Source organism: Mameliella sp. LZ-28 (assembly GCF_012274245.1).
GTDB lineage: Bacteria > Pseudomonadota > Alphaproteobacteria > Rhodobacterales > Rhodobacteraceae > Antarctobacter > Antarctobacter albus.
Genome location: NZ_JAANYX010000003.1, coordinates 33,419 through 55,336 on the forward strand (window position 1 = coordinate 33,419; position 21,918 = coordinate 55,336).

A 21,918-nucleotide genomic window follows, 5' to 3' on the forward strand; every position below is an offset into this window, starting at 1 on the left:
GAACGTCCGCCCCGGGCCTTTTCTGGAGGGGAAGGGGTCAGCCCTCGGAGGTGAAATCCGCGATGGCGGCGTCGAAGGTGATGACCTCGCCCGAATGGCTTGCGGCATAGGTCTCGGCCTCGCCCTTGCGCAGGAAGGTGGCGTAGTCCTCACCGGCCTTGACCCAGAAGGCGGTCTTGCCAAAGAGCTTCAGCCCGGTTTCGCTGTCGTAGACATAGGTGGCATTCAGCTTGGCCCCGGTACCCTGCATCGCGGCCACGGCGGCAAGGAATTCGGGCATGGTCTCATAGGTCGACACGCCGTCACGCGCATGCCAGATCTCGGCTGGCAGGCCGGCGTTGGCCTCTTTCGGATCGACCGTCGCCGCCTTGTCGGCCTCGTAGTCCAGCCCCATGTCGGCATAGGCGGCCTTGATGTAGTCCTCGGTGATCCAGGCGTCGAAATCCAGCGGCGGGATCGCCTTTTCGCGCACCAGGACACCGTGGTCGAATTTCAGCGCATCGACCCATTCGGCCTTGATCGTCGGATCCAGCGTCAGGTGCCCGCCCTTGGAGAAGTAGAGGTACAGAACCTCTTTCTCGACCCCGGTCCAGGTCTCCATCTCGGTCACGGCGCGCATCGGATCCTCGCGGATCCACTCGCCCGCCTCGATCACGGCCTTCAGGAAGGCCTCGACGACCTCGGGATACTCTTCGGCAAAATCCTCGCGGACGACGACGCCGTGCAGGTAGGGCACGCCAGCCTCGGAGCCGTCATAGATCTTGCGGCCCGTGCCCCGGAATTCCATGATCTCGGACCAGGGGCAGAAATCGCTGTGCGCGTCGATCTTGCCAGCCGCGATATTGGCCGCGCCCACGGCGGGGCTCTGGTTCTTCAGGACGTATTCGCCCGCGGGCATGTCGTTGTCCTGCATCGCCTTCAGCAACATGCCCCAGGCGGCGGAGCCGACCGGCGTCGAGACGGATTTGCCGCGCAGCTGGTCGATGGAATAGATGTCGCTCTCGACCGGCACGACGATGGCATTGCCCGACCCCTTGAGGTTATAGCCGGTGCCCGCGACATAGATCGACCGCAGGCTGTCGGTTTCCTGGAACTTGGCACCGTTCACGATCAGGGGATAGTCGCCCATGACGCCGATGTTCAGCTTGTTGGCCAGCATCTGGTTGGTGATCGGCCCGCCAGAGCTATAGTCGGACCAGGTGATGTTCCATTCCGCGTCGGCATATTCGCCATCCGTGGGTAGGTATTTTTCCAGCAGGCCGAGTTCCTTGACGACGATGCCCGCCGTGTAGGTGTCTGTGCACATCGACTGGTGCCCGATCGCAATCGTGATCTCTTCGGCCCATGCCGCGAATGCGAGGGGGACCAGGGCTGTACTCGTAAGGGTGGTTTTGAGGAAGGTCTTCATCACGTCTCTCCTGTGAGTTTCCGAGAAGTCGTCGATCGTTCCTCCAGCAGTATCCGGCCCTTCGATGCGCCCTGTAAAAGGTCGCGGGGGTGCTTTCGGACCGGATTTCCGGATTGCCCTCTTTTTGTGCTTGATTTGTGGCTGATGACCGCTAAGGCGCCGCAATTCGGACCGCCGATCTGCGAATCGCATATAAAATTATCGTTTTATCTCAGTAACTTGAATTGCAATTCGGATGCGCGAATACCCCCCGGGGGAGCGATGCCCGGGAGGATTAAAAATGCAGCGATTTCAGTGGGAACGTGCCTGTTCAGGCGGCCATGCGCTCCAGCGCCCAACGCACGTTCTTGCGCACATCCGGGTCGTTGTCGTCGGCATATTTCTTCAGGTACGAGGCCGTCGCCGGCACAGCGAGTTCGCCCAGAACTGCGGCGCATTCCTTGCGCAGGTTGGGCACGGGCAGGTCCATCATCGGCGCGATTTCCATCGCCGCCTCGGTCGCGCCCAGCTTTCCTAGGGACCGCACGGCCTTCAGCCGGACCTGCCAATAGTCGTCGGCCAGGGCGCCGCGCAGGGCAGGGATGCAGGACGGGCCGCCGGACTTCGCCAGCGTTTCCGCGGCAGCCTCGCGCACGATCCATTCCGGATCTGTCAGGGCCGCGATCAGGGCCGATTGCGCGGCCTCGGACTGCGAGAACCCCATTGCCGCCAGCGCCGTGCGCCGCACGTTGACATCCGTATCATGCGCGGCATCCTGCAGCGCGGGCAGGGAGGTTTCGTCCTGCAGCCAGCCGATCACGCCAACCGCCTGCGCCCGCACACCGGGGGCAGCGTGTTTCAGCGCGGCGACGGCGGGCGTCATGGCCTCTGGCCGACGCAACTCCTTGATCCCGGCGAGGCAGGCGGTCAGCTTGACCTCGTTCGCGTCCCCCAGGTGCGGCAGGATCGCATCCCCGGACGTCGGGTCCTTGAGTTCGGTCAGTGACACCGAGGCCGCGGCCACGACTGCCGGGTCAGGATCGGTCAGCGCCGAAACCAGGGCCGCGGCGACCTCGGGCCCGTCGAAATCGGTCAGCCCCTGGGCGGCCTGCTTGCGGACGCCGGCGTCCTCGTCGGCGATGGCGCGGGCAAGGTGGGGAATGGCCGCCGGATCGGCGCTGTCGGTCAGGTCGATCACCGCCATGATCCGCGCGCCGGGCACCGGGTCGTCCAGCCCCTCGGCGAGGTCCGCGATGTCGTCGAAATCTTCGAAAAGTCCGCTCATCTTTGTCCTCACTTCAGCAGGTAGGGAAGGTTCACGGTGACGGCGCCAGTGGGGCAGTCGGCCTCGCAGGGCATGCAGTACCAGCACTCGTCGTATTTCATGTAGGCCGTCTTGGATCCGTCCTCGGTCTCGGCGATGCGCAGCACGTCGAGCGGGCAGACATCCACGCAGACGGTGCAGCCCTTGTCGGCGATGCAGAGATCGGCATTCACGGTGACGGGAACGGTGGTCGCGGTCTGGGCGAGAGGCATCTGTCTGTCTCCTTCTGTTCGTTATTCGGCCGCGACCGAGGCACCGACGCGCTGGTTGTTGTAGGCGTCCTTCTCGTCCTCGGCGATTTCGACGATGTAGGGTTTCACCTCCTGCTTGCGGTGCGCCGGCTTGCCGTCGTCGCCCTTGGTCAGGATCGTGTGGCAGAACCAGTTGTCGTCATCGCGGTCGTATTCCACGCGGTTGTGGTAAAGACCCCAGCGGCTTTCGGTGCGGTAGAGAGAGGCGCTGGCCGCCATGTCGGCGCAATCCAGGATCGAGGAGGCCTCGAGCGCGCGCATCAGCTCGTGAGAGTCGCGGACGTACATGCCCTGTTCCATGTCCTCGCGGACCTCTTCGAAACGCTGCTGGGCCAGTTCCATCTTGGCCGTCACCTTGGGCGGTTGCAGGTAGTCGTTCACCAGGCGGCGGGTCTTGTATTCGATCTGATTGGGCGGGATACCATCGTCGCGCTTGGTCGGTGCCAGAACGCGGCTGCGCTCTGCTTCCACCTCGGCCTCGTCGAAGGCGGCGAAGTCCACGTCGGCGATGAAATCGGCCGCGTCCAGACCGGCGAACGACCCGTTGGTAAAGGCCCCCAGCATGTAGTTGTGGGGCACGTTCGCCATGTCACCCGCCGCATAGAGGCCGGGGATCGTCGTCCGCGCGTGTTCGTCGACAAAGACGCCGGAGGCGGAGTGCCCCGAGCAGAAGCCGATTTCCGAGATGTGCATCTCTATCATCTGCTTGCGGTAGTCGGTGCCGCGGCCCTTGTGGAAATGCCCGCGGGTCGGGCGTTCGACGATGTGCAGCACGCGCTCGATCTCGCTGATGGTTTCCTCCGCCAGGTGGTTGAGCTTGAGATAGACCGGCCCCTTGCCGCCCTGCAGTTCGTCGTAGAACTCCTGCATCATCTGGCCCGACCAGTAGTCGCACTCGATAAAGCGTTCGCCCTGCGCGTTGGCGGTGTAGCCGCCCATCGGACCGGCGACGTAGGCGCATGCCGGACCGTTGTAATCCTTGATCAGCGGGTTGATCTGGTAACACTCCAGGTTCGCCAGACCGGCGCCCGCGTGGTAGGCCATCGCATAGCCCTCGCCAGAGTTCGACGCGTTCTCATAGGTGCCATAGAGATAGCCCGAGGTCGGCAGGCCCAGCCGCCCGGCGGCGCCCAGCCCCATGATGACGGCCTTGGCCCGCACCACGAGGAATTCCGCCGTGCGCGTGTTGACGCAGACCGCGCCCGCGATGCGGCCCTCGCCGGTCAGCAGGCGGGTGGCCATGTAGCGGTTGACGATGTTGATGCGCGCCTTGCGCAACTGGCGATAGAGCGCCTTCTTGACCGTGTCGCCGTTCGGCATCGGCAAGACGTAGGTGCCGATATGGTGCACCTTCTTGACGTCGTATTCGCCGTTCTGGTCCTTTTGGAACCGAATGCCGAAGTCATCCAGTTCCTGGATGATGCCGTAACACTCCTGCGCGTAGCGATAGACCGCCGCCTGGTCGCAGATGCCGTCATTGGCGACGGTGATTTCCTTGGTGTACTGCTCTGGCGTGGCATAGCCCGGGATGACCGAGTTGTTCAGCCCGTCCATGCCCATCGAGATCGCGCCCGAGCGTTTCACGTTGGCCTTGTCCAGCAGCACTACGTTGGCCTTGGGGTTCTTCTTCTTGGCCTTGAGCGCGGCCATCGGTCCGGCGGTGCCGCCGCCGATCACCAGGATGTCGCATTCGATCTGGGTCAGACCGTCGAGAATCTCGTCCATGCCAGGGGCTCCTTGAATTCTGTGTCGGGATCAGCCTGCGCCGCAGTGCAGCGCGGGTTATGTCAATTAGTTGTCGTGGGTGTCGGAAAGTTCGCGCAGGTAGACGAAAGGGAAGATCGCCTTGTCATGCCCGTCAGAGAACCAGAGGTTCACGCCATAGCCGCCTACCGGGTGAATGCCGGTGATCGTCAGTCCGGGCGCCAAGGTGACGGTGCCGGTGTCGATTATTTCCCGTTTTGTCCATGCATCCCGGGCGTTTACGCGCAGCGTCTCGGCCGAGAGATGGCTTTGCCCGCCATCTTCCCAGGTCACCGTCAGGCGTGTACCGCCGGCATCCGTCATCATCTGTTCGATCATTTTTTCACTCCTGTCGTGCTGTGGACAGGCTGCCGAAATGGGGGGTCGGGAAATAGCAATTAGTTGACGGACGGGTGCGCTGCGTTGCGGCAATCCAGAGGGGCAACAGAGAGGAACGCCCCCAATGACCTATGTCGTCACAGACAATTGCATCGCCTGCAAATACACCGATTGCGTCGAGGTCTGCCCCGTGGATTGCTTTTACGAGGGCGAGAACATGCTGGTGATCGACCCCGAGGAATGCATCGACTGCGGTGTCTGCGAACCCGAGTGTCCCGCCGATGCGATTCGCGCCGATACCGAAGGCGACATGGAGAAATGGGTGGCTTTCAACGCCAAGTACGCGGCGCTCTGGCCCGTGATCCTTGAGGCGAAGGAGCCGCTGCCGAGCGCGGATGAGATGGACGGCAAGCCCGACAAGCTGGCCAGCCAGTTTTCCGAAAACCCCGCCACCGAAGACGCCTGAGGAGACGCGCCATGAACATCGCAACCCCCGCAAAGATCCTGCCCGATGCGCAGACGGTGACGACGGTCACCCATTGGAGTGACACGCTGTTTTCCTTTCGCGTCACACGCCCGCGCAGCCTGCGCTTTCGCTCGGGTGAGTTCGTCATGATCGGCCTGATGCAGACCGATGCGAAAACCGGGCGGGAAAAGCCGCTCTTGCGCGCCTATTCCATCGCCTCACCCTCTTGGGATGACGAGCTGGAGTTCTATTCGATCAAGGTGCCCGACGGTCCGCTGACCTCTCGCCTGCAAAAGATCGAGAGCGGCGACCAGATCATCCTGCGGCCCAAGCCCGTGGGGACGCTGGTGCTGGACGCGCTCTTGCCGGGCAAGCGGCTTTGGATGATCTGCACCGGGACGGGGATTGCCCCTTTTGCCTCGCTTTTGCGCGATCCGGAGACCTGGGAAAGCTACGATCAGGTGATCGTTGCCCATACCTGTCGCACGAGGGCCGAGCTGGCCTATGGCGCAGAAATCGTTTCCGCCCTGCCGGACGATCCGCTGATCGGGGAACTGGTTGGCGACAAGTTGCGGTATTATCCCACGACCACCCGCGATCGGTCCGACATCGAGGGCCGGATCAGCGATCACATCCGCGACGGACGCGTCTTTGCGGCGCTGGACCTGCCGGCCTGGACGCCGGAAGAGGATCGCGTGATGATCTGCGGCAACCTCGCCCTCAACAAGGACATCATCGGCCTGTGCGAGGCGCATGGGCTGGAGGAAGGCGCCAATTCCGCACCTCGTCATTTCGTAGTCGAGAAAGCGTTTCTCGACTGAACGAGCGGAACCGGGGCAGGGGGCGGGCAAGCCCTTGCTGCCCCGGTGCGCGTGCCTGCTGCACGCCGTCGATTCGATCTGGGCGCTTTGCGCGGGCCGGTGAAATCCGAAAAATGCATCTTGGTTACGCGTTTTCCTGCGGCGCGCGCCTCCTTTTGTCAAAAACTGAACTAAACGGTTTGCTTTTTTCGGTCCTGTCGCCTACCTGCAGGCAGCCTGCCCATCCTTTCGACAGAAAAAAGCACCATGCGCCAACTTGTTTCCGTTCTTGCCCTCGTTGCCCTGATCCTTCCCATCGCCGTTGCGGCCCAGGATCAGGCTGTTCCCGACACGCCGAAACCCGTCAAGCTGATGGAGCTGTCGTCGCGCCCGGTCGTGCAACGCCGCCAGTTCTTTGGCCAGGTGACGGCGCGCCAGACCGTCGATCTTGCCTTTCAGGTGGGGGGGCAGCTCGAGATCCTCGAAGCCGAAGAAGGCACGTCCAAGCCGAAAGGCGAGCTGGTCGCGCAACTGGATATATCCGGCTACGAGCGGGCCGTGGCGCAGGCGCAGGTGAATTACGACAAGGCGCAGCGGGACGCGGAACGCTTTGAGAGCTTGAGCGGGCAGGCGGTGTCCGCCGTCCAGGTCCGCGATGCCGAAACCCAGCTGCGCCTGGCCGAGATCGCGCTGGAAAGCGCTCAGGATGACCTGGAACATGCCACCCTGAAGGCGCCGTTCGACGCGCTTGTCGCGCGGCGGCTGGTGGCGAATTTCCAGACGGTCTCTCCGGGAACGCCTGTGGTCCGGCTGCACGATGTCTCGGAACTGCGCGTCGACATCCAGGTGCCGGAGGTGCTGTTTCGTCAGGCAGGTGACAAGGCGGACGTGACCTTTGTTGCGCAATTCCCCGGGGACAACGCCATGTACCCGCTGGAAATGCGCGAGTTCGAGACGGAAACATCCAGTGTTGGCCAGACTTACCGTATCACCCTCGGCTTTGCCGAAAGCCCCGGCGATTTCGTCTTTCCAGGCGCATCCGTTACCGTCTTTGCAACGCTCGAAGGTGCCGCGCCAGACGGCGTGATCCTGCCCGCCACGGCGCTGGTCTACGATGCGGCTGGCAAGGCCTCTGTCATGGTCTTTCGGGATGGCATGGTGCGGCGCACCCCGGTCAGGATCGAACTGCATGACGACGGCAAGCTCTACATGATGGAGGGACCCGCCGACGGGACGAAGATCGTCATGACCGGCGCGTCGCAGTTGCGCGACGGCCAGTCCGTGCGCCCCTTCACCCGGATCGGAGAGTAAGCCCATGTCAATCGCGCGCGCCTCCATCGACAAGGCGCTGATCACCTGGATCCTCATGCTGGGCTGTCTACTGGGCGGCATCTGGGGCTTCTCCACGATCGGCCGTCTCGAAGATCCCGCCTTCACGATCAAGAACGCCATCATCATCACGCAATACCCCGGCGCCTCCGCCGAGCAGGTGGCGCGCGAGGTCTCGGAACCCATCGAGTCCGAGATCCAGAAGATGGGCGAGATCGACTTCATCACCTCGTCCAACAAGCCGGGTGTCAGCCGGATCTCGGTCAATATTGAATCCACCTACGACGGCACCGAACTGCCCGCCATCTGGACCAAGCTGCGCAACCGGGTCGAGGATGCCCGGCGCAGCCTGCCGCCCGAAGCGGGGCAGCCTATCGTCAACGACACTTTCGGCGACGTGTTCGGCGTGTTCTACGCGGTGACGGCGCCGGGGTTCACCGATGCCGAAGTGCATGAGATCTCGGAATACCTGCGCCGCGAACTGCTGGCGGTGGACGGGGTGGCCGACGTGGCCGTGGCCGGATTGCCGTCCGAGGCGATCTACGTCGATGCGCGCACCTCCATCGTCACCAACCTGGGGATCGCGCCGGACAGCATCGGCGCGGCATTGTCCAGCACCGACACCCGCACCCCGGCGGGCAGCGTGTCCTACCCGGCGCAGGAGGTCCGCCTGCAGGCGCCCGGCGGCAGCGACACGGTCCTGGATATCGCCAACCTGACCATCGGCGTCGGCGGCGACGTGATCGACCTCCTGGACATCGCGACGGTCACGCGGTCGCGCGTCACCGACCCCAACGAGATCATCCGCTTCCAGGGACAGGAAGCCTTTACGCTGGGTGTCGCGGGCAAGGCCGCTCTGAACATCGTCGAAGTCGGCAAAAGCGTGGACGCGCGGCTGGCCGAGATCATGCGCGACGTGCCCGCCGGGGTCGAACTGCACCCGATCTATCAACAGCATGTCGTGGTCGACGAGGCCTCGAACGCCTTTCTGCTGAACCTGGCGATGTCGGTGGCCATCGTGGTCATTGTGCTGGCGCTTTTCATGGGATGGCGGGCGGCCGTGGTCGTCGGCGCGACGCTGCTGTTGACCGTCGTGGGGACGGTGTTCCTGATGGCGATCTTCGGGATCGAGATGGAGCGGATTTCGCTGGGGGCGCTGATCATCGCGATGGGGATGCTGGTGGACAACGCCATCGTCGTGGCCGAGGGCATGCAGGGCGACATGGCGCAGGGCAAATCCGCCCGCGATGCCGCGGAGGACGTTGCCAAGAAGACCCAGACCCCTCTGCTGGGCGCGACCGTGATCGGCATCATGGCCTTTGCCGGGATCGGATTGTCGCCGGACGCGACCGGGGAGTTCCTGTTCTCGCTGTTTGCGGTGATCGGGATTTCGCTGCTGCTGTCCTGGATCCTGGCGATCACGGCGACGCCGCTCTTGGCGCATTACTTCTTCAAGGTCGGATCGGGGGACGATGCGGACCACTACGGCGGGCCGCTGTTCCGGGCCTACCGGGCGGTTCTGTCTGCGGCGCTGACCCTGCGCCACCTGGTGATCCTGGCGCTGATCGGTGTGACCGTCCTGTGTTACATCGGCTTTGGCCAAGTAAAGCAACAGTTCTTCCCGGACTCGAACACGCCGCTGTTCTACGTCCATTACAAGCTGCCGCAGGGATCGAGCATCCACCAGGTGTCCGACGACATGACCCTGCTGGAAAACTGGCTGGCGGAACGTGACGATGTCACCTCGGTCGCGACCTTCATCGGCGGTGGCGCGACGCGCTTCATGCTGACTTATGCCCCCGAAGAGGCCCTGCCGACCTACGGCCACTTGATCATCCGAGCCGAGAGCCTTGAGCAGATCCCGCAATTGCGGGCCGATCTGGAAACCTTTGGCCGCAGCACGCTGACCTCGGGCGAGTTCCGCACCGAACGGCTGGCCTTTGGTCCCGGCGGCGGCGCGCCCATCGCGGCGCGCTTTTCGGGGCCGGACCCGGTGGTGCTGCGTCAACTGGCGGAACAGGCAGAGGCTGCGCTGCTTGGGGCATCCGACCAGTTGCAGGATCTGCGGACGGACTGGCGTGAGCGGGAACTGGTGATCGTGCCACGCTTTGCCGACGAACGGGCCAAGGCGGCGGGCGTCACCCGCGAAGCCCTGGCACAGGCGCTGACGCTGGGCACCGACGGCCTGCAGGTTGGCCATTACCGCGAGGCGGACCGCCTGATCCCCATCATCATGCGCACCGACACGGCGCAGAGCGAAGGCGCGGGCCACCTTGTCGACCTGCCGGTCTATTCGGCGGCGGCAGGGACCTATATCCCGGTGGCGCAGATCACCGATGGCTTCGCCTGGGAAGCGCAGAACACCTTCCTGGTGCGGCGCGACCGGGTGCCGACGATTTCTGTCCAGGCGGGTGTGCCGGCGGGGGTGAACGCCTCCAGCGTCTTTGCCCAGGTCCGTGGTGCGGTCGAGGCCATCGAACTGCCAGAGGGCTATGTCCTGGAGTGGGGCGGGGAATACGAAAGCTCGACCGAGGCGCAGTCCTCGCTGGGCAAGCAGTTGCCGCTGTCCCTGATCATCATGGTGCTGATTTCCGTCCTGTTGTTCGGAACGATCCGCCAGCCGGTCATCATCTGGCTGCTGGTCCCGATGAGCGTGAACGGCGTTGCGCTGGGCCTGTTGGGCACCGGTCTGCCGTTCTCCTTCACCGCGCTTCTGGGCCTGCTCAGCTTGTCGGGCATGCTGATCAAGAACGGCATCGTCCTGGTCGAGGAGATCGACCTGGTCCGGGCCGAGGGCGTGCCGTTCCGCAAGGCGGTCCTGGATGCCTCCACCTCGCGTCTGCGGCCGGTGGTCCTGGCCGCCGCGACGACGATCCTGGGCATGATTCCGTTGCTGTCGGACGCCTTCTTTGCCTCGATGGCGGTGACGATCATGGGCGGCCTCGGCTTTGCCTCTGTCCTGACGCTGGTCGCGGCGCCGGTGTTCTACTACAGCTTCTTCCCCCGCGCGCGAAAGGCTGACGCGCGCGCCCGGAAGGAGGCAAAAGCGGCGGCCGCCTGAGGCCGCCGCCCGGCGAGGGCATGGGGGACTCGACCCCGGCCTGAAAAAGCGTGATCCTGTTGCGACCCCCTGCCGGGCACGGCAAGGAGGGAACAACAAGAAACGACAGAGGCCGGAACATGAGCAGACAGAAACTCGCGATATTTGGCGCCCTTTTGCTGGCCGCCGGTTGCAGTGGCGTGACGGGCGGACGCACCGTGGTCAAAGGCGCAGGCCCGGACGAGCTGTTGAAACTGCGCTACGGGCCGGGGTTGGGCTATAAGGTCAAGCTGGGCCTGCCGGACGGAACCGTGCTGGTGCGCCGCGATTGCGTGACCGAACTGGGGCAGCTTTGGTGCCGGGTCTCGCTTGCCGATGCGCCCGCGGTCACGGGCTATGTCTCGGCCGACTACCTCACGGCGCCCTGATCCGGTCCGGCATAAATCCGCGATCTTGGCCGCGCGCGGCGATCACCCTTGGCGAGGCCCGCGCGCTTGGCTAAGACGGCGTACCGCAGACCTGGAGGACGCACGTGAGCACCACCGCCGACCGCATCGCCCGCACCATCGCCACCGAGATCGCCGCCAGCGCGGCACAGGTCACCGCAGCGGTCGGGCTGCTGGACGAAGGGGCGACGGTGCCCTTCGTCGCCCGCTACCGCAAGGAGGTGACCGGCGGCCTGGACGACACCCAGCTGCGCACCCTGGCCGACCGCCTGACCTATCTGCGCGAGATGGAGGCGCGGCGCGCAACGATCCTCGATTCGATCAAGGGGCAGGGCAAGCTGACCGACGACCTGGCCCGCGCCATTGCGCAGGCCGACACCAAGGCGACGCTGGAAGACATCTATCTGCCCTACAAGCCCAAGCGGCGCACCAAGGCGATGATCGCCCGTGAAAACGGGCTCGAGCCGCTGTTGCGCGCGATCGAGGAAAACCGCGCTGCGGACCCGGCCGAGCTGGCCGAGGGCTATACCGGCGAGGCGGTCGAGACGGTCAAGGCCGCGCTGGAAGGTGTGCGCGACATCCTGGCCGAAGAGCTGACCGAGAATGCCGACCTGCTGGGGCGGCTGCGTGACTACATGATGCGCGAGGCGGTCATCACGGCGCGGGTGCAGCCGGGCAAGGAAGAGGCCGGCGCCAAGTTCAGCGACTACTTCGACCACCGCGAAAGCTGGGCCAAGATCCCCGGTCACCGGGCGCTGGCCATCCTGCGCGCGGCCAAGGAAGAAGTGGTGACCATCGAGATCGCGCCCGAGGGCGAAGAGGGCGCGACCCGCGCCGTCGGCATCGTCTGCACCGCCATCGGCATTCCCGGCGACGGTCCGGGCGACCAGTGGCTGCGCGCGGCTGCGGGCTGGACATGGCGGGTCAAGCTGTCGCTGTCGATGTATGTCGACCTGCTGACCGACCTGCGCCGCCGCGCGCACGAAGAGGCGATTGGCGTCTTTGCCCGCAACCTCAAGGACCTGCTGCTGGCCGCGCCCGCGGGCAACCGCCCGACGCTGGGCCTGGACCCGGGCATCCGGACGGGGGTCAAGGCGGCCGTGGTCGATGCCACCGGCAAGCTGGTCGAGACGGCGACGCTCTACCCTTTCCAGCCGCGGATGGACCTGCGCGGCGCGCAGGAGGCGATTGCCCGCATGGTCAAGAAGCACGGGGTCGAGCTGATCGCCATCGGCAACGGCACCGCCAGCCGCGAGACCGAGCGCATGGTGGCCGACACGCTGAAACTGATCGAGGGGCCGAAGCCCACAAAGGTCGTCGTGTCCGAGGCCGGCGCGTCGGTCTACTCGGCCTCGGAACTGGCCGCGAAAGAGTTCCCCGACCTGGACGTCTCCCTGCGCGGGGCGGTGTCCATCGCCCGGCGCCTGCAGGATCCGCTGGCCGAACTGGTCAAGATCACGCCCGAAAGCATCGGCGTGGGCCAGTATCAGCACGATGTCGACCAGCGCCGCCTGGCGCAGGCGCTGGAGGCGGTGGTCGAGGACGCGGTGAACGCCGTCGGGGTCGATCTGAACATCGCTTCGGCACCCTTGCTGGCACATGTGGCCGGCCTGGGTCCGCGCCTGGCAGAGGCCATCGTGGCCCATCGTGACGCGACAGGGGCATTCCCTTCGCGCAAAGCGCTGCTCAAGGTCGCGGGCCTTGGCCCCAAGGCGTTTGAACAATGCGCGGGCTTCCTGCGCATCCGCGAAGGGGAAGAGCCGCTGGATGCCTCTTCGGTCCACCCCGAGGCCTACGACGTGGCACGCCGGATCGTGTCGGCCTGCGGGCGGGACATCCGTTCGATCATGGGTCAACCCACCGCCCTGCGTGGCTTGCGAGCCGAGGATTTCGTCGACGACACCTTTGGCCTGCCGACCGTGCGGGACATCCTGTCGGAACTGGAAAAACCGGGCCGTGACCCGCGCCCCGAGTTCAAGACCGCCAGCTTTGCCGACGGGGTCGAGGACATCAAGGACCTCAAGCCGGGCATGATGCTGGAAGGGACGGTGACGAACGTCGCGGCCTTTGGCGCTTTTGTCGACGTGGGCGTGCACCAGGACGGTCTGGTGCATGTCAGCCAACTGGCAGACCGTTTCGTCAAGGACCCGCACGAGGTGGTCAAGGCCGGGGACGTGGTGCGCGTACGCGTGACGGAGGTGGATATTCCGCGCAAGCGGATCGGCCTGTCTATGCGCAAGGACGGGGGGGATCGACAGGCTTCCGGTCGCGACTCCGGGCCAAAGGGCAAGACCGCCGGCGCCGGTGGCAAGGGGCGCCCGCCCAAGCATGGCGGCCGTCAAGGCGGTGGCCAGTCGGGTGGTCAATCCGGGGGCAAGTCCGGGGGACAGGGCGCTCTGGGCGATGCCCTGCTCGCGGCGATGAAGAAGAAATGAGAATAGCGGGGCGGCCGGTGCCGCCCCTTAGCATGTTCAGGCCGGGCGCAATCCGGGGGCGCTGTTCCCGTCACCCGGGTTTTGCCGCCGCTCCGCTTTCGAACATCCGCGCGATCGCGGCGGCATCAAAGCCCGCCTCGGCCAGCACTTCGGCGGAATGCTCTCCGATGCGCGGGGGGGCACGGTCGATGGCGGGATTTCCGGCAGACATCAGGAAGGGCGCGACCGGCACTTTGTAGGTTCCCTCGCGTCCCTCGGGGGCGTCCAGCTCGTGCAGAACGCCGCGATGATCCAGCTGCGGATCGGCCAGGGCCTCGTCCAGCCCGCGCACGCGGCCTGCGGGAACGCGATGGTCGCGCAGGAATACCTCCCACTCGGCGGCGCTGCGCGTGGCGAGGATGCGCGCCAGCAGCGCCTCTTCGCGGTCGTAGTCGTCAAAGCGTTCGTTGTTCGAGTGCTTGACCATCTCGGGGTGGCCCAATGCCTCCCACAGGCGTTTCTGCTGTCGCAGGTTGGCGGCGCCCAGCATCAGCTTGCCCTCGGCGCAATCATAGGTGCCCAGGCCCGCCACGGCATAGCGGTTGCCCTCGGGGCGGGGCGCCTTGCCGGCGGCGGTCAGGGCGGTGACATGGGTGCTCATCAGCATCAGCGTGGCGTCGAACATGGCCAGGTCGACATGCTGGCCAACCCCGGTCTGGCTGCGCTGGAACAGGGCGGCGGAGATGGCAAAGGCGGTCATGTAGCCGGTCGAATAGTCCACCACCGGCGCCCCGGTCTTGAGCGGTGCGACCTCGGGTGTGCCCGTTGCGGCCATCAGGCCGGAAATCGCCTGGAACACGTTGTCATAGCCGGTTTCCTCGCGCCGTGGGCCATCGTGTCCGAAGGCCGAGACAGAGCAGTAGACCAGCCGCGGATTCAGCGCCGCCATGTCGTCATAGCCCAGCCCCAGGGCCTCCAGCGCGCCGGGCCGGTAGTTCTGCACGAAGACATCCGCCGTCTTCAGAAGGGCGCGCAGAGCTGCGCGCCCGTCCTCTGACTTGAGATCAAGCGCCAGGGATCGCTTGTTGGCGCCTTGTGCCAGGTAGGTTGTGCCCATGCCCGCGTCGTTCAGCGCCCTGTCGGGACCCTGGATGCGCACCTGGTCGGGATCGTCCGGACGGTCGATCTTGATGACGTCGGCGCCCAGCACGGCCAGTTGGTACGAGGCGAAGGGGCCGGCAAGCACATGGGTCGCGTCGATGACGCGCAGGCCGTCAAAGGCTCGGGGCATTGGGGTCTCCTTTTCCGGGTCAGCGCCCGGCGTCGCGGTGGGCAGAGGCATCGGCGCGGTTCGAAAGCCGCGCGATCCAGCCCGCGTTGGGCATGATGACGAAGATGCGGGTGAGGTGCATGGCCGTGACCAGCGCCACGTCCTGGGCCAGGATGCCGGCGGTCAGGGCCATTTCGGTCACGCCCCCGGGCGCGATGCCCAGCATGACCGTGGCAAAGGGCGCGCCAAAGACCCGCGACAGCGCCCAGGCGCCCAGGCCGCAGGTCGCCAGCAGCAGGCCCGAGGACAAAAGCGCGGACCCCAGAAGCGGGCCGCCCAGAAGCTCGCGCCGAAAGGCCCCGCCCAGCCAGGTGCCCAGCACGATCTGCGCGGCGGCCAGCAGCGGTCCGGGCATGTCGAAGGCGGGCAGGTCCAGCGAGGAAATCAGTGCCGCCATGAAGAGCGGGCCAAGGAAGTAGGGGTTGGCCAGGCGGATGGCGCGAAAGAGCACTGGTCCCAGCAGGGCGCCCGCCAGCGTCAGCGCGGTGCCGGTCAGGCCGTCCCGGCGCAATGCCTCCGGGGACGGGGCAGGGCCGTCCGTCCCGGCGTACAGCAGGATCGGGATGACCGTGACCACCAGCGCGATGCGCAGGGTTTGCGACAGGATGACCGGAGCAGTCGGCACCCCGTGGTGTTCGGCCATGACCACGGCCTCGACCGGCGAGGTCGGCACGACGGCGAGGAAATTGGCCACCAGGCTGCCGCCAAAGAGCCGCCGTTGCAGCCGGGCGACCAGCATCGCGGCCATCAGCACCCAGAGGCTGACGGCGATCAGCAGGGGCGCGGTGGCCAGGAGCGCGTGCAGCGCCTCGGGCGTGAAATGCGCGCCGACGAAAGTGGCGACGGTGATCTGTCCGAAGGGGCGGATCCGGGTCGGCACCCGTTCGGTGAACAGTCCCGATGCCGTTGCAGCCGCCGTCAGGACAAGCGGGCCGATCATCCAGGGGAGCGGTGCCCCGAGGAGGGACATCAGGTAGCCCGCGGCGGTCGCGGCAAGAAAGAGCACCGGCAGCGCCGGGGAGATGCGCATCGCTTTCCTCCAGAGATGGAACGGGGCGCCCGTGGTGGTGGGCGTGACGGGTGTTGTCTTTGCTGGGAGTATAAAGAGCTATAAAAATGATTCAATGGGGGCCGTGTTTGTGTCGAACCTTCATGCAGACGCGGTGTCAGTGCGATACGTCGGAAGCGTTGAGAATGAGTGGCGTCCGATGGCGATGTGCTGTTGAGTGTGGGGTTATTAAATTGATATTGATGGATTTTTTCTGAAGTGCCGCCCAGACGAGAGCTTCCTTGAAAACGCTATTTGACAAAAAGCTATATTTCTATCTTTATTGGGGCGTTCAGGATTCGCTTACTCATGCGCAGTCCGGGGCAAACCGCATGGATCGGCCGGAGGGGCGGTCGCCGGGAGGGGAGACAGATGTACAGGATAGATTACACCGATCTGGTCGGGGGGCTATTGCTGGTTGCGCTGGGCGTGGGCGTCAGCCTGGTCGCCATCCAGCACTACCCGCTGGGCACCCTGCAGCGCATGGGGCCGGGCATGTTCCCGGCGATCCTCGGTGTCGTGCTGGGCGGGCTGGGCATCCTGCAGGCGCTGCAGGCGCTGCGCCGAACCGGCAAACGCCCGGACATCAGGGTCTTTTCGCCGCTCTTCGTCCTGGCCGGCGTCGCCAGCTTTGCGCTGCTGATCACGCCAGCGGGCCTGATCCCGGCCATCGTCTCGATCGTGGTGATCTCGTCCCTGGCGGAACTGCGCATCCGGCCTGTCAGCCTTGCGCTGCTTTGCCTGGCGCTGTGCCTGATGGCGCCGCTTGTCTTCGTCGTCGGCCTCGGCCTGCCCATTCCTCTGATCCGGTGGCCGTTCTGATGGATTTCTTCAGCAATATCGGGCTGGGCTTCAGCGTCGCACTGAGCCTGACCAACATCTTCTACTGCTTTCTCGGTGCCCTCCTGGGCACGCTGGTGGGGGTGATCCCGGGCCTGGGCGTGCTGGCGGCGATCTCGATGCTGTTCCCGCTGACCTTCCACCTCGAGCCGACCACGGCGCTGATCATGCTGGCCGGTATCTGGTACGGCACCACCTACGGCGGTTCGACCGCCTCGATCCTGCTGAACCTGCCGGGCACGCCCGCCAATGCCGTGACCTGCCTCGACGGCTATCCGATGGCGAAACAGGGGCGGGGCGGCGTTGCCCTGTTCATGACCACCGTGGCCTCGTTCTTTGGCGCGTCCTTCGGGATCATCCTGCTGACGCTGTTCACGCCGATCATCGCCGAATACGCGCTACAGTTCGGATCGGCCGAATATTTCGCCCTGATGCTGATGGGGCTGGTGGCAGCCTCGACCATTTCCGAAGGTTCGGCCATCAAGGGGCTGGCGATGGTCGTTTTGGGCATCATCATCGGCCTGGTCGGCATGGACACGCAAAGCGCCACGGTCCGCTTCAGCTTTGGCATCCTGGGCCTGCTGGAGGGCGTCAGCCTGATTGCGCTGGCGATGGGGGTCTTCGGTGTGGCCGAGATCATCATGTCGGTGCGCCGGGTCAAGACCGCCGACATCGACCCCGAAAGCCTGAAGCTGAAGGCGATCAAGCCCAGCCGGGACGAGATGCGCCGGTCCTGGTTCCCTATGCTGCGCGGGTCCTCGATGGGCTCGTTCTTTGGCACGCTTCCGGGCACCGGCCCGTCGATTGCCGCCTTTCTGTCCTATGCCATCGAAAAGCGGATTTCGCGCACGCCGGAACGCTTTGGCAAGGGCGCGATCGAGGGGATCATGGCGCCCGAGGCCGCAAACAATGCCGCCGACCAGACCGCCTTCATCCCGACGCTGAGCCTGGGCGTGCCCGGCAGTGCCACGATGGCCCTGATGCTGGGGGTGCTGATGATCCACGGCGTCGCGCCGGGGCCGAACCTGATTTCCTCGCAGCCAGAGCTGTTCTGGGGCCTCATCATGAGCTTCTGGGTCGGCAACCTGATCCTGCTTCTACTCAACATTCCGCTGATCGGGGTCTGGGTGCGGATGCTGACGATCCCCTATCACATCCTCTATCCCGCCGTGCTGGCCTTCATCTGCATCGGCGCCTTCACCTCGGGCTTTTCGCCGCTGAACGTCTGGATGGTCTTTGCCTTCGGCGTGCTGGGCTACCTGATGCGGATCTTCCACTTTCCGGGTGCGCCGCTGTTGCTGGGCTTTGTCCTGGGGCCGCTGATGGAAGAGCATTTCCGCCGCGCGATGGTACTGTCGCGGGGGGACTTCATGACCTTCTTCGAACGTCCCATCAGCGCGACGATCATGGCGCTGACCGGCCTCGTGCTGATCTGGGGCGTCGTCAGCGCCGAACGCAGCCGCAAGCGTCAACTGCTGTCCGAGGGCGAGGTGGATCACACCCCCGAGGCAACAGACAGGCGCACTTGACGCAAAGACCCGAACGTATCCAACCAAGGAGGAGACCCCATGAAATCCATTCTGACCGCAGCCGCCGTGGCGCTGGGACTGGCCCAGCCGCTGGCCGCACAGGACTTTCCCACCGGACCGGTGACGATCATCGTTCCCTATTCGCCCTCGGGCAACACCGACGTGTTCACCCGCCACCTTGCCCCCTATCTCGAAGAGAAATGGGGCCAGCCGATCGTCATCGACAACCGCCCCGGCGGCGGCTCGATGGTGGGCACGGCGATCGTCGCCCAGGCGGAGCCCGACGGTCACACGCTGCTGGTGACCACCTCGGCCTTTGTGACTGCTCCTGCAATCCAGACCTCTCTGCCCTTCGATTCCCGTGAGGCATTTGCGCCTGTCGCCAACGTTGGCCACGTCTCCTACGTCCTGGTGACCAACGGGGAGTCCAGCTTCGACACGCTTGAGGACTTCATCGCCCAGAGTAAGGACGCGCCGAAATTCGCCGCCACGGCGGGGCTGGGCACGACCACGCATTTCGCCATCGAGAAGTTCATCGCAGACAGTAGCGCCGACGTGGACGTGGTGCACTTCAAGGGCGGCGGCCCCGCAGTCGTGTCGATCCTGTCCAAGGAAACCGACATCTACGGCTCCTCGATCAGCTCGGCCGGTGAGAACCTCAAGACCGGCAAGGTCAAGGCGCTGGCGGTGCTCGGCAACGAGCGCATCGACGCATTGCCGGACGTGCCGTCGACGGCGGAACTGGGCTTTCCCGATCTCGAGATCAAGCAGTGGGTGGGCATGTTCGCCCCCGCCGGCACCGATCCGGCCATCGTTGCCAAGATCAACGCCGACGTGAACGAGGCCCTGCAGACCCCCGAGTTCGTTGCCACCGTCACCCCACTGGACTGGACCCTGTTCCAGAGCACGCCCGAGGGCTTTGCCCAGCAGGTCGACGAGGAGTTGACCAAGTGGAAGGCGCTGGCCGTCTCCCAGGGCATCAGCAAGTGACCCCGCGCGGGCCGGCCCTTGCCGGTCGGCCCGCCCACCCAGAACCCGGAGTGTAGCATGACCGACCTGCCCATCTGTGCCATCCTCGACGACTATCAGGACGCGGCCCTTGCCTGCGCCGACTGGTCCGCGCTGGACGGACGGATCAACCTGCGCCGCTACGATGCCCACCTGGGTGACGAGGACGCGGTGGCGCGGGCATTGGCGGATTGCACGGTGATCGTGGCGATGCGGGAACGGACGCCGTTCCCGGCAAGCCTGCTGCGCCGGCTGCCGAGGCTCAAGCTGCTGGTCACGACGGGCATGCGCAATCGCAGCATCGACCTGCAGGCTGCGGCGGACCTGGGCATCACCGTTTGCGGTACCGGTGCCGCGGGGAACCCTGCGGCGGAACTGGCCTGGGGCGGGGTGTTGGCCTTCATGCGGCAACTGCCCGAGGAAGTCGCGAATTTCCGCGCCGGAGGCCCCTGGCAGACCGGACTGGGCCGGTCGCTGCAGCACAAGCGGCTGGGCATTGTCGGGCTGGGCAAGCTGGGCCGCCAGATGGCGCGGTTTGGCCAGGCCTTCGGGATGGAGGTCTGCGGCTGGACCCGCAGCGACCTTGAGGCGCGGGCCGAAACGCTGGGGATCGAGCCGGTCGACCTGCCCGGGCTCTTTGCCTCCAGCGATGTCATCACGATCCAGCTGTCTCTGGTGGACGGCACCCGGGGGCTGGTGTCCGCGGATCTGTTGGGGCGGATGCGCCCCGACGCGGTTCTGGTGAACACCTCGCGCGGCCCCATCGTGGATGAGGCGGCGCTGATCGCGGCACTGGAGTGCCAGCGGATCGGTGGGGCCGTGCTGGATGTCTTCGACCACGAGCCGCTGCCTGCCGACCACCCCTATCGACGCCTGACCAACGTGCTGGCCACGCCGCACATCGGCTACGTCACGCAAGAGAATTATCGCGTCTACTACCGCGAGGCGGTGGAAAACGTGGCCAACTGGTTGGAGGGCAGGGTGCTGCGCGCGCTGATATGAACGCGCCGCGCCCCCTTGCCACCCCGACCGCCGAGGCCCTGAACAAGAGCGCGGTATCGCGCTATCTGCAACTGGCGGGCATGTTTCGCCGCCGGATCGAACAGGGCGAATGGGCCCTGGATCAGCGCATCCCGACGATCACCGAACTTGCCGCAGATTGCGGCGTGGCCGCCGTGACGGTGCGCCGGGCGCTGGACATCCTCGAAGAGGACGGGCTGATCGAGCGGTTCCGCGCCAAGGGCACCTTTGTGCGACGCCGCCCCGAACGCGACACCTGGTGCGCCGTGAACACAGATTTCTCGGGCCTTCTGATCGCGCGCTACAGCAGCCGGATCGAGGTGCTGGAGGATGTGCCCTCACCGCCTCCCGCGTTCCTGAGCGCGGGCGACTGGCCCGGTGTCAGTGCCCCGCGATATCGCCGCATCCGTCGCCGCCACTGGCGGCAGGGCGCGGCCTTCCTGGTGGCGGATCTCTATGTCGAGGCGGGCGCCTATGCTGCCCTGCCGGAAGGCGCTCTGGCGTCCATGACAGCGATGCAGATGGCCTCGGCGGTGCCGGGGCGGGCGATTGCGGCGGCGGAACAGGAACTGACCGTGACCGGAGCCGATCTCTCGGTGGCAAACGAACTGTCGGTGCGACTGGGAGAGCCTATGGCGCGGGTCGTGCGCGTCGCGGTCGACGAGGCCGGACAGCGGTTCCTTGCGGTCGAGGGGATCTATCGCGGCGACAGCGCGCGCCTGCGCGTGACGCTGAAATGACAGAACGGAAAGGGCAGAGATGACGACGGACGTCCTGGGCCGGATCAAGACGGTTGCGAATGGAGAGGCGCGTATCGCCTATGCGGTCTCGGGGTCGCAAGACCCGGAGGCGGTGACGCTCTGCCTCGTGGCCTCGACGGGCCGCGGGCCAGAGGATTTTGTCCACCTGGCCGCGCATCTGGCCGAGGCCGGTCTGCGCGTTGTCCTGCCCTGGCCGCGTGGCACGGGCGGCAGCACGGGTGCGCTGGCCGGCATCGACTTTCACGACCTGGCCGCCGATGCCGGCGCCGCGTTGCAGGCCGAGGCCGGTCCGGGCGGTGCGGTGATCGTCGGTCATGCCTACGGTTGCTGGATCGCGCGGACCTTGGCGCAGGACCGTCCGGACCTGGTTGACGGGATCGTGCTGCTGGCGGCGGGCGGCGGCAAATGGGCGCCGGAACTCTCCCGCGCGATCGAGGTTGCGATGGACCCGGAGGCGCCAGAGGCCGACAGGCTCGCCGCGCTGCAACTGGGCTTTTTTGCCGAGGGGCACGACCCGCGCCCCTGGCTGTCGGGATGGTCCGGAGAGCTGGTGCGCGCGCAGAGGGCCGCCCGTGCGGCGACCGACCGCGACAGCTGGTGGCCCTCGGGCCGGGCGCCGATCCTGGACGTCGTCGGCCTGCAGGACCCGTTTCGCCCGGCAGATGGGCGCGAATTCTACCTGCACGAGTTCGCCCCTAGGGTCGAACTGGTGACCGTGGACGGGGCCAGCCACGCGCTGCCCGACGAAAAGCCCGCCGAAGTGGCGGCAATCATGGTGCCCTGGATTCTCGCCCTGCGCGCCGGGACGCCTGACTGAGACCTACGAAAGGGCAGAAGACGTGA

General features: G+C 65.7%; 19 protein-coding genes. 12 read left to right on the forward strand and 7 right to left on the reverse strand.

Going from position 1 to position 21,918, the window contains the following annotated elements; translation table 11 throughout:
- Nucleotides 1-37: 37 nt before the first annotated feature.
- From G9Q80_RS02145 to G9Q80_RS02165, 5 genes are all read right to left on the reverse strand, one after another.
- Complete coding sequence (locus G9Q80_RS02145) at nucleotides 38-1,408, reverse strand: ABC transporter substrate-binding protein (protein ID WP_074622981.1); 1,371 nt, start codon at nucleotides 1,406-1,408, stop codon at nucleotides 38-40.
- 310 nt (nucleotides 1,409-1,718) lie between these two features.
- The gene (locus tag G9Q80_RS02150) at nucleotides 1,719-2,672 is read right to left on the reverse strand and encodes a HEAT repeat domain-containing protein (RefSeq protein WP_088716452.1); all 954 of its coding nucleotides are present in this window, start codon (nucleotides 2,670-2,672) and stop codon (nucleotides 1,719-1,721) included.
- Between the two features lie 8 nt (nucleotides 2,673-2,680).
- Nucleotides 2,681-2,923 carry a 4Fe-4S dicluster domain-containing protein gene (locus G9Q80_RS02155; RefSeq protein WP_043144807.1) on the reverse strand — a complete coding sequence of 81 codons (243 nt, stop codon included), beginning with the start codon at nucleotides 2,921-2,923 and terminating at the stop codon, nucleotides 2,681-2,683.
- A gap of 21 nt (nucleotides 2,924-2,944) precedes the next feature.
- Nucleotides 2,945-4,687, reverse strand: a complete 1,743-nt coding sequence (locus G9Q80_RS02160) for a fumarate reductase/succinate dehydrogenase flavoprotein subunit (protein ID WP_088716451.1) — start codon at nucleotides 4,685-4,687, stop codon at nucleotides 2,945-2,947.
- Nucleotides 4,688-4,753: 66 nt separating this feature from the next.
- On the reverse strand, nucleotides 4,754-5,044 hold the full coding sequence (locus G9Q80_RS02165; protein WP_074622984.1) for a DUF971 domain-containing protein: 291 nt from the start codon (nucleotides 5,042-5,044) through the stop codon (nucleotides 4,754-4,756).
- A gap of 124 nt (nucleotides 5,045-5,168) precedes the next feature.
- Between G9Q80_RS02165 and fdxA the strand changes: the two genes are divergently transcribed.
- From fdxA to G9Q80_RS02195, 6 genes are all read left to right on the forward strand, one after another.
- Nucleotides 5,169-5,510 carry a ferredoxin FdxA gene (gene fdxA / locus G9Q80_RS02170; protein ID WP_043144809.1) on the forward strand — a complete coding sequence of 114 codons (342 nt, stop codon included), beginning with the start codon at nucleotides 5,169-5,171 and terminating at the stop codon, nucleotides 5,508-5,510.
- An 11-nt stretch (nucleotides 5,511-5,521) separates the two neighbouring features.
- A complete protein-coding gene (locus tag G9Q80_RS02175; RefSeq protein WP_043144810.1) occupies nucleotides 5,522-6,331 on the forward strand; it encodes a ferredoxin--NADP reductase in 810 nt (269 codons plus the stop codon).
- 246 nt (nucleotides 6,332-6,577) lie between these two features.
- A complete protein-coding gene (locus G9Q80_RS02180; protein WP_088716450.1) occupies nucleotides 6,578-7,621 on the forward strand; it encodes an efflux RND transporter periplasmic adaptor subunit in 1,044 nt (347 codons plus the stop codon).
- 4 nt (nucleotides 7,622-7,625) lie between these two features.
- Nucleotides 7,626-10,700, forward strand: coding sequence for an efflux RND transporter permease subunit (locus tag G9Q80_RS02185; protein WP_088716449.1), 3,075 nt, complete (start codon nucleotides 7,626-7,628; stop codon nucleotides 10,698-10,700).
- A gap of 119 nt (nucleotides 10,701-10,819) precedes the next feature.
- Nucleotides 10,820-11,107 (forward strand): SH3 domain-containing protein, encoded by a 288-nt coding sequence (locus tag G9Q80_RS02190; protein WP_043144813.1) that lies wholly within the window; start codon nucleotides 10,820-10,822, stop codon nucleotides 11,105-11,107.
- Nucleotides 11,108-11,211: 104 nt separating this feature from the next.
- Nucleotides 11,212-13,560, forward strand: coding sequence for a Tex family protein (locus tag G9Q80_RS02195; RefSeq protein WP_088716448.1), 2,349 nt, complete (start codon nucleotides 11,212-11,214; stop codon nucleotides 13,558-13,560).
- Between the two features lie 70 nt (nucleotides 13,561-13,630).
- Here G9Q80_RS02195 and G9Q80_RS02200 read toward each other — a convergent pair whose 3' ends face one another.
- Together G9Q80_RS02200 and G9Q80_RS02205 are read right to left on the reverse strand one after the other, a co-directional pair.
- Nucleotides 13,631-14,830 carry a CaiB/BaiF CoA transferase family protein gene (locus G9Q80_RS02200; RefSeq protein ID WP_088716447.1) on the reverse strand — a complete coding sequence of 400 codons (1,200 nt, stop codon included), beginning with the start codon at nucleotides 14,828-14,830 and terminating at the stop codon, nucleotides 13,631-13,633.
- A 19-nt stretch (nucleotides 14,831-14,849) separates the two neighbouring features.
- Entirely contained in the window at nucleotides 14,850-15,899 is a 1,050-nt protein-coding gene (locus G9Q80_RS02205; protein ID WP_088716446.1) for an AbrB family transcriptional regulator, read from the reverse strand.
- A 390-nt stretch (nucleotides 15,900-16,289) separates the two neighbouring features.
- On the opposite strand from G9Q80_RS02205, the gene G9Q80_RS02210 reads away from it, so the two are divergent.
- From G9Q80_RS02210 to G9Q80_RS02235, 6 genes are read left to right on the forward strand one after another with little or no spacing between them, the layout of a single operon-like run.
- Nucleotides 16,290-16,739, forward strand: coding sequence for a tripartite tricarboxylate transporter TctB family protein (locus G9Q80_RS02210; protein WP_088716445.1), 450 nt, complete (start codon nucleotides 16,290-16,292; stop codon nucleotides 16,737-16,739).
- Complete coding sequence (locus G9Q80_RS02215; protein WP_088670729.1) at nucleotides 16,739-18,286, forward strand: tripartite tricarboxylate transporter permease; 1,548 nt, start codon at nucleotides 16,739-16,741, stop codon at nucleotides 18,284-18,286. Before G9Q80_RS02210 ends, G9Q80_RS02215 begins: the two co-directional genes overlap by 1 nt.
- A 39-nt stretch (nucleotides 18,287-18,325) precedes the next feature.
- Nucleotides 18,326-19,276 carry a Bug family tripartite tricarboxylate transporter substrate binding protein gene (locus G9Q80_RS02220; RefSeq protein WP_088716444.1) on the forward strand — a complete coding sequence of 317 codons (951 nt, stop codon included), beginning with the start codon at nucleotides 18,326-18,328 and terminating at the stop codon, nucleotides 19,274-19,276.
- 57 nt (nucleotides 19,277-19,333) lie between these two features.
- On the forward strand, nucleotides 19,334-20,296 hold the full coding sequence (locus G9Q80_RS02225) for a D-2-hydroxyacid dehydrogenase family protein (protein ID WP_088672583.1): 963 nt from the start codon (nucleotides 19,334-19,336) through the stop codon (nucleotides 20,294-20,296).
- Nucleotides 20,293-21,054 (forward strand): GntR family transcriptional regulator, encoded by a 762-nt coding sequence (locus G9Q80_RS02230; RefSeq protein WP_052244703.1) that lies wholly within the window; start codon nucleotides 20,293-20,295, stop codon nucleotides 21,052-21,054. The genes G9Q80_RS02225 and G9Q80_RS02230 overlap by 4 nt, the downstream gene beginning before the upstream one ends.
- A 19-nt stretch (nucleotides 21,055-21,073) precedes the next feature.
- The gene (locus tag G9Q80_RS02235) at nucleotides 21,074-21,892 is read left to right on the forward strand and encodes an alpha/beta fold hydrolase (protein WP_088716443.1); all 819 of its coding nucleotides are present in this window, start codon (nucleotides 21,074-21,076) and stop codon (nucleotides 21,890-21,892) included.
- Nucleotides 21,893-21,918 lie beyond the last annotated feature (26 nt).